Annotated in this window: 16 protein-coding genes; 7 read left to right on the top strand and 9 right to left on the bottom strand. The window is 63.9% G+C overall.

Going from position 1 to position 13122, the window contains the following annotated elements; translation table 11 throughout:
- Positions 1 to 326: 326 nt before the first annotated feature.
- From ispG to A7A08_RS13685, 4 genes are all read right to left on the bottom strand, one after another.
- Entirely contained in the window at positions 327 to 1613 is a 1287-nt protein-coding gene (ispG, locus tag A7A08_RS13700; protein WP_069096031.1) for a flavodoxin-dependent (E)-4-hydroxy-3-methylbut-2-enyl-diphosphate synthase, read from the bottom strand.
- Between the two features lie 116 nt (positions 1614 to 1729).
- Positions 1730 to 2620, bottom strand: a complete 891-nt coding sequence (locus A7A08_RS13695) for a metal ABC transporter permease (protein ID WP_069096030.1) — start codon at positions 2618 to 2620, stop codon at positions 1730 to 1732.
- Positions 2617 to 3411: a metal ABC transporter ATP-binding protein gene (locus tag A7A08_RS13690; RefSeq protein ID WP_245290950.1), complete on the bottom strand. Its 795-nt coding sequence runs from the start codon at positions 3409 to 3411 to the stop codon at positions 2617 to 2619. Before A7A08_RS13690 ends, A7A08_RS13695 begins: the two co-directional genes overlap by 4 nt.
- A gap of 195 nt (positions 3412 to 3606) precedes the next feature.
- Positions 3607 to 4023 carry a Fur family transcriptional regulator gene (locus tag A7A08_RS13685; protein ID WP_069096029.1) on the bottom strand — a complete coding sequence of 139 codons (417 nt, stop codon included), beginning with the start codon at positions 4021 to 4023 and terminating at the stop codon, positions 3607 to 3609.
- Positions 4024 to 4163: 140 nt separating this feature from the next.
- On the opposite strand from A7A08_RS13685, the gene A7A08_RS13680 reads away from it, so the two are divergent.
- On the top strand, positions 4164 to 4838 hold the full coding sequence (locus A7A08_RS13680) for a DUF1007 family protein (RefSeq protein WP_083226796.1): 675 nt from the start codon (positions 4164 to 4166) through the stop codon (positions 4836 to 4838).
- A complete protein-coding gene (locus A7A08_RS13675; protein WP_069096028.1) occupies positions 4826 to 5929 on the top strand; it encodes a nickel/cobalt transporter in 1104 nt (367 codons plus the stop codon). The genes A7A08_RS13680 and A7A08_RS13675 overlap by 13 nt, the downstream gene beginning before the upstream one ends.
- On the opposite strand, the gene yecR is transcribed toward A7A08_RS13675, so the two are convergent.
- Positions 5930 to 6259: a YecR family lipoprotein gene (gene yecR, locus A7A08_RS13670; protein WP_083226795.1), complete on the bottom strand. Its 330-nt coding sequence runs from the start codon at positions 6257 to 6259 to the stop codon at positions 5930 to 5932. It abuts the gene before it with no gap.
- Between the two features lie 111 nt (positions 6260 to 6370).
- Between yecR and A7A08_RS13665 the strand changes: the two genes are divergently transcribed.
- From A7A08_RS13665 to cydB, 5 genes are all read left to right on the top strand, one after another.
- Positions 6371 to 6883: an O-acetyl-ADP-ribose deacetylase gene (locus tag A7A08_RS13665; protein WP_141694006.1), complete on the top strand. Its 513-nt coding sequence runs from the start codon at positions 6371 to 6373 to the stop codon at positions 6881 to 6883.
- An 11-nt stretch (positions 6884 to 6894) separates the two neighbouring features.
- Positions 6895 to 7635 (top strand): deoxyribodipyrimidine photo-lyase, encoded by a 741-nt coding sequence (locus tag A7A08_RS17460; RefSeq protein ID WP_342586693.1) that lies wholly within the window; start codon positions 6895 to 6897, stop codon positions 7633 to 7635.
- Positions 7632 to 8321: a cryptochrome/photolyase family protein gene (locus A7A08_RS17455; protein WP_342586692.1), complete on the top strand. Its 690-nt coding sequence runs from the start codon at positions 7632 to 7634 to the stop codon at positions 8319 to 8321. Before A7A08_RS17460 ends, A7A08_RS17455 begins: the two co-directional genes overlap by 4 nt.
- 114 nt (positions 8322 to 8435) lie before the next feature.
- The gene (locus A7A08_RS13655; RefSeq protein WP_069096026.1) at positions 8436 to 9818 is read left to right on the top strand and encodes a cytochrome ubiquinol oxidase subunit I; all 1383 of its coding nucleotides are present in this window, start codon (positions 8436 to 8438) and stop codon (positions 9816 to 9818) included.
- Positions 9819 to 9828: 10 nt separating this feature from the next.
- Positions 9829 to 10839, top strand: a complete 1011-nt coding sequence (gene cydB / locus A7A08_RS13650) for a cytochrome d ubiquinol oxidase subunit II (protein ID WP_069096025.1) — start codon at positions 9829 to 9831, stop codon at positions 10837 to 10839.
- A 16-nt stretch (positions 10840 to 10855) separates the two neighbouring features.
- Here cydB and A7A08_RS13645 read toward each other — a convergent pair whose 3' ends face one another.
- The 4 genes from A7A08_RS13645 to A7A08_RS13635 are packed head-to-tail and all read right to left on the bottom strand — an operon-like array spanning position 10856 to position 13110.
- Positions 10856 to 11542 carry a lysophospholipid acyltransferase family protein gene (locus A7A08_RS13645; RefSeq protein WP_069096024.1) on the bottom strand — a complete coding sequence of 229 codons (687 nt, stop codon included), beginning with the start codon at positions 11540 to 11542 and terminating at the stop codon, positions 10856 to 10858.
- A 10-nt stretch (positions 11543 to 11552) separates the two neighbouring features.
- Positions 11553 to 11753 carry a phosphatidate cytidylyltransferase gene (locus tag A7A08_RS17195; RefSeq protein WP_208430643.1) on the bottom strand — a complete coding sequence of 67 codons (201 nt, stop codon included), beginning with the start codon at positions 11751 to 11753 and terminating at the stop codon, positions 11553 to 11555.
- On the bottom strand, positions 11729 to 12499 hold the full coding sequence (locus A7A08_RS13640; RefSeq protein WP_208430642.1) for a phosphatidate cytidylyltransferase: 771 nt from the start codon (positions 12497 to 12499) through the stop codon (positions 11729 to 11731). Before A7A08_RS13640 ends, A7A08_RS17195 begins: the two co-directional genes overlap by 25 nt.
- The gene (locus A7A08_RS13635; RefSeq protein ID WP_069096023.1) at positions 12496 to 13110 is read right to left on the bottom strand and encodes a CDP-alcohol phosphatidyltransferase family protein; all 615 of its coding nucleotides are present in this window, start codon (positions 13108 to 13110) and stop codon (positions 12496 to 12498) included. Before A7A08_RS13635 ends, A7A08_RS13640 begins: the two co-directional genes overlap by 4 nt.
- Positions 13111 to 13122 lie beyond the last annotated feature (12 nt).

Genomic DNA, 13122 nt, shown 5'->3' with positions numbered 1-13122 from the left:
CCCTGCTGGCTGTCTTTGCGGTAGACGCCCGCTCTGCCGCCGTGCGGTCCAGCGGCTTCAGCCTGCCCGCTGCACGACCGGATGCATCAACGCACCAACCCATATGTCCCCCATCTGCCCGCGCCTTGTTTAGGAAGCAGAAGGACGACCCGTCCATTGAAAATCGAACCCGGAACCCGGGTTAAGGGGGCTTCGTGATAATTCGGATACAGGACGGTTGCAGGCTAAAATACCCACAATCTAAGATTTATGATGGCGCGACAATGGCTTGGCAGAAATGAGCGCTGGTCGGCGTAGACGGCCCGGCAATCCGCGGAGCGTGAACCCTATTCCGCCGCTGGACGGGATTTGGAACCCTGGCCGTAACGGCGCTCGATATAGTCGAGCACGAGAGTTTTGAAGTCTTCCGCCAGGGTCGGTCCGCGCAAGGTCGTCGCCTTGGCTCCGTCGATGAACACGGGCGCCGCCGGCATCTCGCCGGTACCGGGCAGGGAGATGCCGATATCGGCATGCTTGGATTCGCCGGGCCCGTTCACGATGCAGCCCATCACGGCGACCTTCAGATCCTCCACGCCCGGATAGCGCGTGCGCCACTCCGGCATCGATGTCTGGATGAACCCTTGGATATCCTGGGCAAGCTCCTGGAACCGCGTGGACGTCGTCCGCCCGCATCCGGGACACGCCGCCACCAGCGGCACGAAGGCGCGCAGCCCCATGCTCTGAAGCAGCTCCTGGGCGACCTTCACCTCCAGCGAACGGTCGCCGCCCGGCTCCGGCGTCAGGGAGATGCGGATCGTGTCGCCGATCCCTTCCTGCAGCAGCACGGCGAGCGCAGCCGACGACGCGACGATGCCCTTCGACCCCATGCCCGCTTCCGTCAGCCCGAGATGCAGCGCGTAGGGAGACCGCGCACCGAGCATGCGGTAGACCGCGATCAGATCCTGCACCGCGCTGACCTTGGCCGACAGCACGATCTTCTCCGGCCCCATGCCGAGCTCTTCCGCCCGCGCCGCGGACAAGAGCGCCGACTGCACCAGGGATTCGTGCATCACCGCCCGCGCATCCTTCGGCGTCTCCGAGCGCGCGTTGTCGTCCATCAGCCGGGTCAGCAGCTCCTGATCGAGGCTGCCCCAGTTGACGCCGATGCGCACCGGCTTGTCGTGGGTGTTCGCGATCTCGATGATCTGGGCGAAATGCTTGTCCTTCTTGTCCTTGAAGCCGACATTGCCCGGATTGATGCGGTACTTGGCAAGCGCCGCCGCGCAATCGGGATAGTCGGACAGAAGGATGTGGCCGTTGTAGTGGAAGTCGCCGACGAGGGGCACGTCCACGCCGAGTGCGAGGAGCTTCTCGCGGATCTTCGGCACGGCAGCGGCGGACTCCGCCCGATCCACCGTGATCCGCACCAGCTCCGACCCGGCTCGCGCCAAGGCCGCGACCTGCTCAACGGTGGCGTCGACATCCGCCGTATCCGTGTTGGTCATGGACTGCACGACCACCGGCGCATCCCCGCCCAGCATCACGCCACCGATATTCACGGGCGCGGAGAAGCGGCGCCCGTCACGGCTGGACGCCTCTCGCTCTTCGGTGCTTCTGGCGGTTTCTTGGGTCATCGCGGCAGATAAACCAGATTTGGGGTCGGCAGACCAGCCTGCAAGCGGGGAGCGCGAGACAACTTTTCCTGTCGCCCCAACAAGCCGAGATAAGCCTTGCGCCCAGTTGGCGGAGGTCAGGTCAGGCTTGCAGCCCGCCTGCGGCGTCCGGCCTGCAGCAGCACCCCGTCCCGGATGCCGAACAGGATCGAGAATCCGTAGAAGACGCCGGCCGTCAGGATAATGGCCGGACCCGCCTCAAGCTCACCGTAATGAGAAACCAGCAATCCGGCCACGCAGGACACGGCCGCGATTGCAACCGCCGCCCCGATCATGCCGGAGACGCTTGCCGCCCAGAACCGCGAGGTGATTGCCGGCAGCAGCATGATGCCGACCGCGAGCAGCGTGCCCAGCACCTGGAACGCGCCGACGAGATTGATCACCAGCAAACCGAGAAAGACGAAATGGGCCGGCGCCCCCCAGCCGCTCACTTGGCGGAGAAGGGCCCGGTCGAAGCATTCCACCACCAGCGGCCGGTAGACGATCGCCAGCACCAGCACCGATACCGTGGCGATCGCCGCCATGAGGAACAGGGCCGGAATATCGAGATCGAGCACCGAGCCGAACAGGAGGTGCAACAGCTCATCATCGGCTCCCTTGAGCGACACGATCAGGACGCCGAGCGCAAGGGAGAGCAGATAGAACGAGGCGAGGCTCGCGTCCTCCGTCAGCAGCTTCGCCCGCGCCAGGGCGCCGGACAGGAACGCCACGACAAGCCCGGTGATGAAGCCGCCGAGACTCATGGCGACGAATGAGCCGCCCGCGATCAGAAACCCGATGGCGACGCCTGGCAGGATGGCATGGGACAGCGCATCGCCGACCAGACTCATGCGCCGCAGCAGCAGAAACACCCCGATAGGCGGCGCGGAAACGGAGAGTGCCAGGCACGCGGCCAGGGCTCGCCGCATCGCCTCGTCCGTGATGAACGGTTCTGCCAACAGATAGGGATTGAGATCACCCAAGCTCATGCCGACATCCGCGCTCGCATCGCTTCGCCGGAAAGCCCGAGCTCGGAATCCTGCCACGCGGCCGTCACCTCGCCGGACTTCACGAGATTGGCCGACGTAAGGACCTTCGCGGTCGGTCCCCAGGCGATGGTCTCCCGCGCCAGGATAAGAGTCTGGGGGAACCGGTCCCGCACCAGCGCCGCATCGTGCAGGGCGGCGATCACCGTGCGTCCCTCGCCATGCCACTTGTCGATCAGGGAAATCAGCGTATCCGCCGTTTCCAGATCGACCGCCTGGAACGGTTCGTCGAGCAGGATCAGATCCGCATTCTGCAGCATGAGCTGAGCGAACATCGCCCTTTGGAACTGCCCACCCGACAGAACGCCGAGACGCCGCTCCGCCTGGCCTGCGATCCCGACCGTATCAAGGGCAGCCCAAATTTCGGCCTCCGCCGCGCGGCTCAGCCCCCGAAACGCACCGATCTCGCGCCACAGCCCCATGGCCACGGCGTCGAAGACGGAAATGGGGAAACTGGGATCGATATCGCTGCGCTGGGGCAGATAGGCGATCTTTCTCCGCGGTAGATCGTGTAGCCGAACCGTCCCCGAGAACGGCTTCACCTCGCCGGTGATGCATTTGAACAGCGTCGACTTGCCGGCGCCGTTCGCCCCCAGCACAGCCAGGAGATCGCCGCGCTTTATGGTGCCGCCGAGTCCGCGCAGCACCGGCGTCCCGTCATAGCCTGCACGAACGTCATCGAACGTGACCAGCGGCTCATCGGACTTGGGTTTCGAGGTCTTCGCGGCGCTCACGTGACCACCCACAACACGGCACCCCACACGACGATCAGCGCGGAGACGGCAATCGTAAGCCTCTGCAGCAGCGAGCTCCGCAGCATGGAAAACCCCGCGCCGGGACCGGCCGGGGCCGAACGCATTTGCGCAGCACCGCTTTCTCTCCTGGCCATGGGATCCTCGTTAGGCTGAAATCGCTATTGCCGCAGAAGTCTACGCGGCGGCCTGGCAGGCGCTGCAGAGACCGGCAAACTCCAGCGTCGTCTGCTCCAAATGAATATCCTTGGGCACGAGCTTCACGAGGTCGTCGTAATGCTCGTCATCCAGCGAAATCTCCTCGACACGCTGGCACTGGCGGCAGAACGCGAACGCGAAGCGCCCGCCGCAGCGGCCATGACCGCACGCCACGAAGGCGCTCAGGGATTTCAGCCTGTGCACCATGCCGAGTGACTCCAGACCCGCCAGCGCCCGATAGACCGTCGGCGGATGTGAGATGCCCGAGGGCCGGACCCTGTCGAGGATCGCGTAGGCGCTCATGGGCTCCTTGGAGTCGCGCAGCGCCTCCAGCACCCGCACCTCGTTGGCCGAGAGATCGTCTTCCGCATGATCGTGCTGATGTTTCGTCGCCATGGCGAGCCTCCTGAGAAATGATATAATGTATCAAATCGAGCCGCGTCAATCGATGGATGGAGCGATGCGGTGAAACGCAGTTTCTCCACAATCTTCGCGCAACTTGGCGGAACATCGACGGGGAAGAGACGGGACTGGGCATGACCTTCCGCATTGGATGCTGGCAATGGCGGCGCAAGCGCCTCTTGGGCGCGGCCGCGATGCTTTGCGCGCTTATGCTGCCCACGGCCGCGAGCGCCCACCCCCATGTCTGGGCGAGCGTCCAGTCGGAACTGGTCTTCGACAAGGACGGCAAGCTCGAAGCGATCCGCCACCGCTGGACCTTCGACCAGTTCTACAGCGCCATGGCGATCCAGGGGCTCGACACCGACGGCGACGGAAAATACAGCGCCGAAGAGCTGAAACCCCTCGCCGAAATCAATGTCCAATCGCTGAACGAGTACGACTACTTCACCTTCGTCTCGCTCAAGGGCGATGCCGTGCCCCTCAGCGATCCCATCGACTACTGGGTGGAAGAGAAAGACGGCATCGTGGTCCTGAACTTTACCCTGCCGCTGAAGGCAGCTCTTGCCGCTGGATCCGAGGAGGTGAAGGTGGAGGTCTACGATCCGACCTTCTTCGTCGCCTTCTCCTTCGCCGACGAAGATCCGCTCAAGATGGCCGGAGCGCCGACCGGCTGCGAAGCCAATCTCAAGACACCGCTGACCGATCCGGACTCCGAAGCCCTGACCGAAGCCTTCTTCAGCCAGCTCGGCCCGGACAGCAATGTCGGATCTCAGTTCGCACAGTCCGCCGTCCTTTCATGCAAAAGCTGATTGGGTGCCGCGCGGCCTGCCTGTGGGCGCTGCTGACTCTGCTTGCCTGCGGTCTCGGCCAGGCTATGGCCCAGCAGTCTCCGCCATCTGCCTTCGGCTCGCCCGCCGAGCGAAACGCCTCGCCGCCATCGGCCTTCGGCAATCGCGCCGCGACGCCTGACAAGGCGGTCCCGGAATATCAATCGCGCTTCGGCGGAGTGATCGGCTGGATCACGACCCAGCAGCAGAAGATCCAGCAAAGCCTCGCCACCTCCATTCGGGATCTTCGGGACGGCAATCCACTCTATGCCGCCTTCATGCTCGCTGCCCTGAGCTTCGGCTACGGCGTGCTCCATGCCGCCGGCCCCGGTCACGGCAAGACGATCATCACCTCCTACGTCGTCGCCAACGAAGAGACAGCCCGGCGGGGCATCCTGGTCTCGTTCCTGGCCGCCGCCGTCCAGGCGACCACCGCGGTCGTTCTCGTGCTTGTCCTGGCCGTGCTTCTGAAGGCCACCGGCTTCGAGATGAAGGCTTGGGCCGCGCGGCTCGAGACCGCGAGCTACGCCCTGATCGCGCTCGTCGGAATCTGGCTCCTCGTCCGGCAGCTTCGGGCGCTCTTCGCCAAGCCTGCCGGGACGCGCCAAGACGATACGGGAGAGCGTGTGCACGTTCATGACGAGGATCACGGTCATGAGCACCATCACCACGCCCATCACGACCACGAGCATTGCGATGCGTGTCATCACATGCCGGATCTGGAGAAGCTCGCTCAGCCCTTGAACCTAAAGCAGCTCGCCGCCGTGGTCTTTTCCGTCGGCATCCGCCCTTGCACCGGCGCCATCGTGGTGCTGGTGTTCGCGCTCGCCCAGGGCCTCTTCTGGGCCGGCATCGCCGCCACGTTCGCAATGGCCTTCGGCACGGCATTGACCGTGGCCGCGATCGCCATCGTCGCCTTGTTCTCCCGCGAGATGGCCCTCAAGCTCGGCGGCGAGGGCGGCCGCTGGGGCGAAGCCGTCTGGACCGTCTGCGGTCTCGGCGGCTCCGTGGTCATCATCCTGTTCGGCGCCATCCTGTTCATGGCGTCTCTCGGCCCGGCCCGCCCCTTCTAGTTAGAGTTTGCTTGCCCCAGTGCACTGGTATTTGACCGTCACAAAATACTTCATGCATCCATATTCATTGGCGTACTGACATTCTTCCTTACGGCCTCCGAATGCCTCAGCGCCAGAATACCCCCACGCCGCACATTTTTGCTGTGCAGTGATTAGCCCCTGAGCTTCGTTAACGACTGGCTTTTCGAGTGCGGCGTACTCGTAACTCAGATCGACTGTCCCATCCGCTCGACTACCACCTGTCGCCACCAGCTCTTTGTTCTTGGCGCAAGAAATGGCGCCTCCGGCCAGAATGACGATCAAAACACATGACGCAGTACGAAAACTCATCCCAGTACCCCCAGAAGTTCCCAATGCATGCGCACTAAAGCAGGTTGCGTGCTTTCGCGCCACAAGCACAACTCAAGGTCGAGGATGCATCGAAGAAGGCCTGATCGAAGCATGAAGATCGTCCAGGGCGACATCACCCGGCTCGATGTGGACGCCATCGTCAACGCGGCCAACGGCCAGCTTGCGCCGGGCGGCGGCGTCTGCGGCGCCATTCATCGAGCTGCGGGATCGGACCTGGCCGAGGCCTGCGCCAAGATCGGCGGCTGTCCGACCGGCGAGGCCCGCATCACTCCCGGCTTCGACCTGAAGGCACGCTACGTCATCCACGCCGTCGGTCCCGTCTGGCATGGCGGCGACAGCGGAGAGGATGAAGCCCTGGCCGCCTGCTACCGCAACGCTATCGCCCTTGCGAACGAGAACGGTCTCCGCTCCATCGCCTTCCCGGCCATTTCCACCGGCATTTACGGATTCCCCCCAGAGCGCGCGGCGACCCTCGCGGTGGAAGCCGCGGGTAAAGCGCTCGCGAAGCATCCAAAAGTCGAGAGGGTGATCTTCTGCTGTTTCGACGACGTATCCGCCAAGCGGCATAGGAACGCTCTGGCCGCCTACAGGAAGCAACCGTGAGGTAGCGCGTTATGGCGGATGAGAAGCGGCCGGTCGTCATGTGGTTCAGGCGCGATCTTCGCCTGTCCGACAACCCGGCGCTTTCCGCCGCCGCGAAGGCCGATGGGCCGCTGCTTCCCCTGTTCATCTTGGACGACGATGCACCAGGCCATTTCCGTCTCGGCGGCGCCTCCCGCTGGTGGCTGCATGGCAGCCTCGAATCCCTCGGCAAAAGTCTCGACGGCCATCTGATCCTCCGCCGCGGCAAGACCGCAGAGATCCTGGAAGAAGTGCTCGACGAAACCGAGGCCTCGGCCATCCACACGGCCGCAGCCTACGAGCCATACGAGCGCGATCTCGAAGACGCCGTCGAAAAGCTCTGCAGCGACAGGAGCGTCGGTTTCGAGCGTCACGAAGGCCGGCTGCTCAATGCACCCGATGCCGTGCGCACCAACGACGGTGATCCCTATCAGTCTTCACCCCCTACTGGAAAGCAGCCAAGCGAAAGCATTTCCGCGACGTCCTGCGCGCACCGAGCCTCAAGGATTTCGCCGAGGCGAAGTCGGACGATCTGGACGACTGGAAGCTCCGCCCGACCAAACCCGACTGGGCGGGAGGCCTGCGCGAGACTTGGACGCCCGGCGAGGATACCGCCAAGAAGACCCTCACCGATTTCATCGACCACGAGCTGCTCGATTACGAAGAGCTTCGCGGGCGTCTCGACTGCAACGCGAGCTCCCGTCTTTCACCCCATCTCCATTTCGGCGAGGTGAGCCCGCTCCAGGTCTACCGGGCCGTCCGCCATGCCGACGAGGGAGCCTCCGGCAAAGGCGCGGAGAACTTCCTGAGCGAGCTGGGCTGGCGTGAGTTCTGCGCCCAGCTCCTCTTCCACTTCCCCCACACGACGGCGAAGCCCCTGAAGGAACAGTTCGCGGATTTCCCGTGGCGTGAGTCCCAATCGGACCTCAAGGCCTGGCAGACGGGACAGACCGGCTATCCCATTGTGGATGCTGCCATGCGCCAGCTCTGGGAGACCGGCTGGATGCCCAACCGCGCCCGCATGGTCGTCGCATCGTTCCTGACCAAGCACCTGCTCATTCCATGGCCGGAGGGCGCCGACTGGTTCTGGGATACCCTGGTGGACGCGGACCTCGCCAACAATGCCTCCAACTGGCAGTGGGTGGCGGGCTCGGGTGCCGACGCCGCACCCTACTTCCGGATCTTCAATCCCATCCTGCAGTCTGAGAAATTCGATCCCGAAGGCGAATATATCCGCCGTTGGGTTCCCGAGCTGAAAGACTTGGAAAGCAAAGATCTCCACGCTCCATTCGAAGCCTCCGCCTCATCTTTGAGCGAGGCTGGCATCGATTTGGGCAAGACCTATCCGAAGCCGATGATCGAGCACAGCAAAGGCCGCCAGCGTGCTTTGGACGCATACGACAAAGTGAAGAACGGCTGACATGCGTCAGTCCTGCGCTTTTCGTGGGCATTCGATGCGCGTAGACTGCAACAATATTCTTGAGTCGCATGAGATGACGGCTCGGCTGGAAATTAGTGCAGGTGGGGCTACGGCATGTTTGATCTCGATCCAGTCATGTTGGCGCGGATCCAATTCGCCTTCACTGTCTCCTTTCACATCCTTTTTCCGGCTTTCACCATCGGCCTCTCCATGTGGCTGCTGGTTCTGGAAGCTCTCTGGCTGAGAACCGGCAAGCCGATCTATCTGGAGACCGCAAAGCACTGGTCGAAGATCTTCGCCGTATCTTTCGGCATGGGCGTCGTCTCGGGCATCGTCATGTCCTACGAGTTCGGCACCAATTGGAGCGTGCTGTCCCATGCGGGCGGCAACATCCTCGGCCCGCTCCTGTCATACGAAGTCCTCACCGCCTTCTTCCTCGAGGCGGGCTTCCTCGGCATCATGCTGTTCGGCTGGAACCACGTCCCGAAGGGCGTGCATCTTCTCGCGACGGGCGCCGTGGCCTTCGGCACCCTCATCTCGGCCTTCTGGATCCTCTCGGCCAATAGCTGGATGCAGACGCCTGCGGGTTACGAGGTCCGCGACGGCGTCCTCCACGCCAAGGATTGGGTGGAGCTGATCTTCAATCCGTCCTTCCCATACCGCTTCGCCCACATGGTGACGGCCGCCTACCTGACCACGGCGTTCTGCGTCGGTGGTATCGGCGCATGGTATCTGCTCCACAACCGCAATGTCGCCCACGGCAGGGTCATGCTCGGCATGGCGCTGAGCCTGTTCGTCTGGCTCGCCCCGGTCCAGCTCGTGATCGGCGACCTGCACGGCCTGAATACGCTGGAACACCAGCCCGCCAAGGTGGCAGCCCTGGAAGCCCACTGGGAGACCGGCAGCGGCATTCCGCTGATCCTGTTCGCCATCCCCGACAACGAGGCGGAAGAGAACCACTTCGAGGTCGCGATCCCTGGTCTCGGCAGCCTCATCCTGACCCATGAGTGGGACGGCGAGGTAAAGGGACTGAAATCCTGGGCGAAGGACGACCGGCCGAACCCGATCATCCCCTTCTTCGCCTTCCGCATCATGGTCGGCTGCGGCATGATCATGATCGCCATGGGCTTCATCGGCGCCTTCCTCTGGTTCCGCGGCACGCTCTTCACCACGCGGTGGTATCTGCGCGCCATGGTGCTGTGCTGGCCGATCGGCTTCCTGGCGGTGCTGGCCGGCTGGTTCGTCACCGAGACCGGCCGTCAGCCCTGGGTCGTCTACAACATCCTGCGCACCGCCGACGCCGTCTCGCCGGTGCCCGGCGGCAGCGTCCTCGCCACGCTCATTCTCTTCGTGGTGGTCTACGGCTTCATCTTCGGCGCCGGCCTCTACTACATGGCCAAGCTGGTGCGCCGCGGTCCCGACGCGACGCCGCCTTCCCCGGACGAGGATGAGGTCGATCTCTCCCGCCGGCCCCTTGCAGCCTCAGGAAACCCGTAAACGAGCCGATATGACCGAATATCTTCCCGTCATCCTGCCACTCGTCTGGGCCGCTATCCTCGCCGTCGGCGTCTTCATCTACGTGCTGCTCGATGGATTCGATCTGGGGCTGGGCGTGCTGTTTCCCTTCGCGCCGAACCATCGCTGCCGCGACGCCATGATGAACTCCGTCGCCCCCTACTGGGACGGCAACGAGACTTGGCTTGTGCTCGGCGGCGGCGGGCTGCTGGCCGCGTTCCCGCTGGCCTATTCGCTGCTTTTGCCGGCGCTCTATCTGCCGCTCATCCTGATGCTGGCCGGGCTCATCCTGCGCGGCGTCGCTTTCGAGTTCCGCTACAAGGCCGATACCTCCCGTTGGATGTGGGACTGGGCCTTCGCCGGCGGCTCCACCCTCGCCGCGCTGATGCAGGGCGGCGCGGTGGGCGCCTTCATCCAGGGCTTCGAGGTCAAGGACAACGCCTATGCGGGCGGCCCCTTCGACTGGCTGACCCCGTTCGTCCTCGTCACCGCCGTGGCTCTGGTCTCCGGCTACGTTCTGCTCGCCTGCGGGTGGATGATCATGAAGGGTGACGAAGAGCTTCGCGACTGGGCCTACAAGGTCGGCCGCTACGCGATCGTCGCCGTTGGAGCGTTCATCGTGATCTTCAGCCTCTGGACGCCCCTAATGCACGAGGACATCGCCGCCCGTTGGTTCACCCTCGGCAATATCGTCATGCTGAGCCCGGTACCGATCCTCACGGCCCTGTCCGTCGTCGGCGTCTGGTACGCTCTCGAGCAGCGCTGGAAGCACGTGCCCTTCCTGCTCTCTGTCGTGATCTTCCTGCTCTGCTACACGGGTCTCGCGGTCAGCCTGTTCCCGTTCATCATCCCGCCGGACGTCACGATCTGGGATGCCGCCGCGGCGCCCGAATCCCAGCTCTTCATGCTCTACGGCGCGATCCCCCTGGTGCCGATCATCCTCGGCTACACGGCCTACTCGTATTATTCGATGTGGCACGTGAAGGATCACGGCTACCACTAGGCGCCGACCGCAGGGTTCAGCTCCAGACGGGAAGCTTCTCGGCCGCGGCGAGGGATTTCATCTCCGCCTCGAGGGTGTCCACAAACTCCGCGTAGGAACCCTGCCCGTAAAGTGGTTCGCCGACGCTGACCGTACAATTGAACGGCACCAGCACCGCCGACCCCTTGGGCAAGGCCTTGCCCAGACCGTGCATGAAAACCGGAATGACGGGAGCCTCGGGAACCGCATTCGCAAGGTGGCCGATGCCCCGCTTGAAGCCGGTAAGCGCTTCGGGCTCGCCGCGCGATCCTTCCGGAAACAGGATCAGGATCTCGCCTCTCTCCAGGGCGCGTTCGCAAGGCGCCAGCGGATTCGCCCCGCCCTCCCGGCGGCGAGCGACCGGGATGATGCCGAGAATCTTCTGCGAGAACCAGGCGCGCTCGGGCGTCTTGCAGAAATAATCCGCAGCCGCCACGGGCCGCAACTTCGGCAGCATGGAGAGCGGAAACAGGGACATCAGCACCATGGTATCGAGATGGGAATTGTGGTTCGCTGCGATGATCGCGGGTCCTTGATCCGGGAGCCGCTGCCGGTGCCGCACGGTGACGCCCAGCGCCAGCAGCACCAAGGCCCGAACCACGATGCCGTAGAACAGCCATCGCAGAAGCCGGACGCCGAACGGGGCATCCACCAGGGTCTCGCTTTCGGAAGGCGGCTCGGCCATGGCGTGGCTCTCAGGCGAAGAAGAAATAGCGGAAGAAATGGAAGAAGGCGGGCGCGGCGATGGTCAGGCTGTCGACCCGGTCGAGGATCCCGCCATGGCCGGGTATCAGTCCGCCCGTGTCCTTCACACCCAGATCCCGCTTCATCGCCGAGATGGTGATATCGCCGAAGAAGCCGGCCACCCCGATCACCCCGCCGGCCGCGGCGACCACACCATGTCCATCGGCGTGAGATAGGGGCCGATCGCCCCGGCAAGCACGATGGTCGTGGCCACGCCGCCGATGAGACCTTCCCACGTCTTGTTCGGGCTCACCGTCGGCGTGACCTTGTGCCGGCCGAGCATACGGCCCCAGACATACTGGGCAACGTCGTTGAGCTGAGTGAGCACCACCAGGAAAAGCAGCAGACCAAGCCCGCCCGCCATGGGGTTCTCCGCGTCTCCCGCGACAAGCAGCATCGCCATGTGGCTGAGGGTGAAGACCGTCATCATCAGCCCCCAGCTCAGCGTTCCGACCGCCCGCAGGTAGCCTTCCGTCTCCCCACGCAACGCCATGACGATGGGGAAGAAGAGAAACATCCAGACCGGCACGAAGACGACGAACATTCCATACCAGTCGATGGCCGCCCAATAATATTGGATGGGGATCGCGAGATAGGCGTAGAGCAGCACCGAGCGGTCGATGCGCCTTGTCGGGATCAGCGAGAGATACTCTTTCAGGGCGAGATAGCTGATCAGACCTAAGAAGACGATCGCGACGGTCTGGTTCAGCACCACGCAGACCGTGAAGGCGCCGATCATCCACCACCAAGACTTGGTGCGGTCCACCAGCTCCTGATGCCGTCCGCTGCCGTCACGGCGGCGCATGACGGCGACGATGAGGCTTGCGGCCACGAGCAACGCGTAGATTCCGGCAAGCCCGTAGAGCACCGGGAGTGGGATATCCAGCGGGCCGGTCATGCCACCTCTCCACTTTCGGCGAGAATCGCCCGCATACGGTTCAGGATCGTTATCAGACCCAGCACCAGCATCACGCCAAGATAGGCTGTCGACCAAAGCCCCGCCGTCAGACCGATGGCGATCAGCACCGCCAGAAGCCCGAAGGCGAAGGCCCGGTCGCTCTTCCCGAGGGGCCCTTCGTAATGGCGCGCCGCACCGACCATCGGCCCGAGCGCGCCCGCCATCTCGCCGACGATCCCCGTCACGACGACCAAAACCGCCAAGGAGCCGTTCATGTCCGGGATCAGGGCAAACGGTAGATAGAGGGCCGCATCGGCCACGACATCCGAAAGTTCGTTCAGGAGTGCGCCGAGCCGGCTTTTCTGGCCATGCTCCCGCGCCATCATCCCGTCGATAGCGTTCAGGGCCATGCGCAGGAATAGGGTGACGGGCAGCAATGCCAAAGGCAGCACCCCACCGGGCTCCAGCGCCAACCAGGCGCCCTGGGCAAGGCTCAGCACGAGCGCCGCCAGCGTGACGCCGTTGGCCGTGACGCCCGCCGCAACAAGCCGGCCGCAGACCGGCCGGAGCAGGCCCTGAAATTTAGGTTTCAGATCGTAGATGCTGGCCACGTCGCCTCCCCC

This window comes from Methyloligella halotolerans (genome assembly GCF_001708935.1).
Taxonomy (GTDB): Bacteria; Pseudomonadota; Alphaproteobacteria; order Rhizobiales; family Methyloligellaceae; genus Methyloligella; species Methyloligella halotolerans.
Note: the sequence above shows the minus strand (reverse complement) of the source record. Positions and strands in the feature narration are given on the sequence as shown.

Coding starts and splice junctions, on each gene's coding strand:
- ispG (WP_069096031.1), bottom strand. CDS start 1,613: ATGACCCAAGAAACCGCCAGAAGCACCGAAGAGCGAGAGGCGTCCAGC.
- A7A08_RS13695 (WP_069096030.1), bottom strand. CDS start 2,620: ATGAGCTTGGGTGATCTCAATCCCTATCTGTTGGCAGAACCGTTCATC.
- A7A08_RS13685 (WP_069096029.1), bottom strand. CDS start 4,023: ATGGCGACGAAACATCAGCACGATCATGCGGAAGACGATCTCTCGGCC.
- A7A08_RS13680 (WP_083226796.1), top strand. CDS start 4,164: ATGACCTTCCGCATTGGATGCTGGCAATGGCGGCGCAAGCGCCTCTTG.
- A7A08_RS13675 (WP_069096028.1), top strand. CDS start 4,826: ATGCAAAAGCTGATTGGGTGCCGCGCGGCCTGCCTGTGGGCGCTGCTG.
- yecR (WP_083226795.1), bottom strand. CDS start 6,259: ATGAGTTTTCGTACTGCGTCATGTGTTTTGATCGTCATTCTGGCCGGA.
- A7A08_RS13665 (WP_141694006.1), top strand. CDS start 6,371: ATGAAGATCGTCCAGGGCGACATCACCCGGCTCGATGTGGACGCCATC.
- A7A08_RS17460 (WP_342586693.1), top strand. CDS start 6,895: ATGGCGGATGAGAAGCGGCCGGTCGTCATGTGGTTCAGGCGCGATCTT.
- A7A08_RS13655 (WP_069096026.1), top strand. CDS start 8,436: ATGTTTGATCTCGATCCAGTCATGTTGGCGCGGATCCAATTCGCCTTC.
- cydB (WP_069096025.1), top strand. CDS start 9,829: ATGACCGAATATCTTCCCGTCATCCTGCCACTCGTCTGGGCCGCTATC.
- A7A08_RS13645 (WP_069096024.1), bottom strand. CDS start 11,542: ATGGCCGAGCCGCCTTCCGAAAGCGAGACCCTGGTGGATGCCCCGTTC.
- A7A08_RS13640 (WP_208430642.1), bottom strand. CDS start 12,499: ATGACCGGCCCGCTGGATATCCCACTCCCGGTGCTCTACGGGCTTGCC.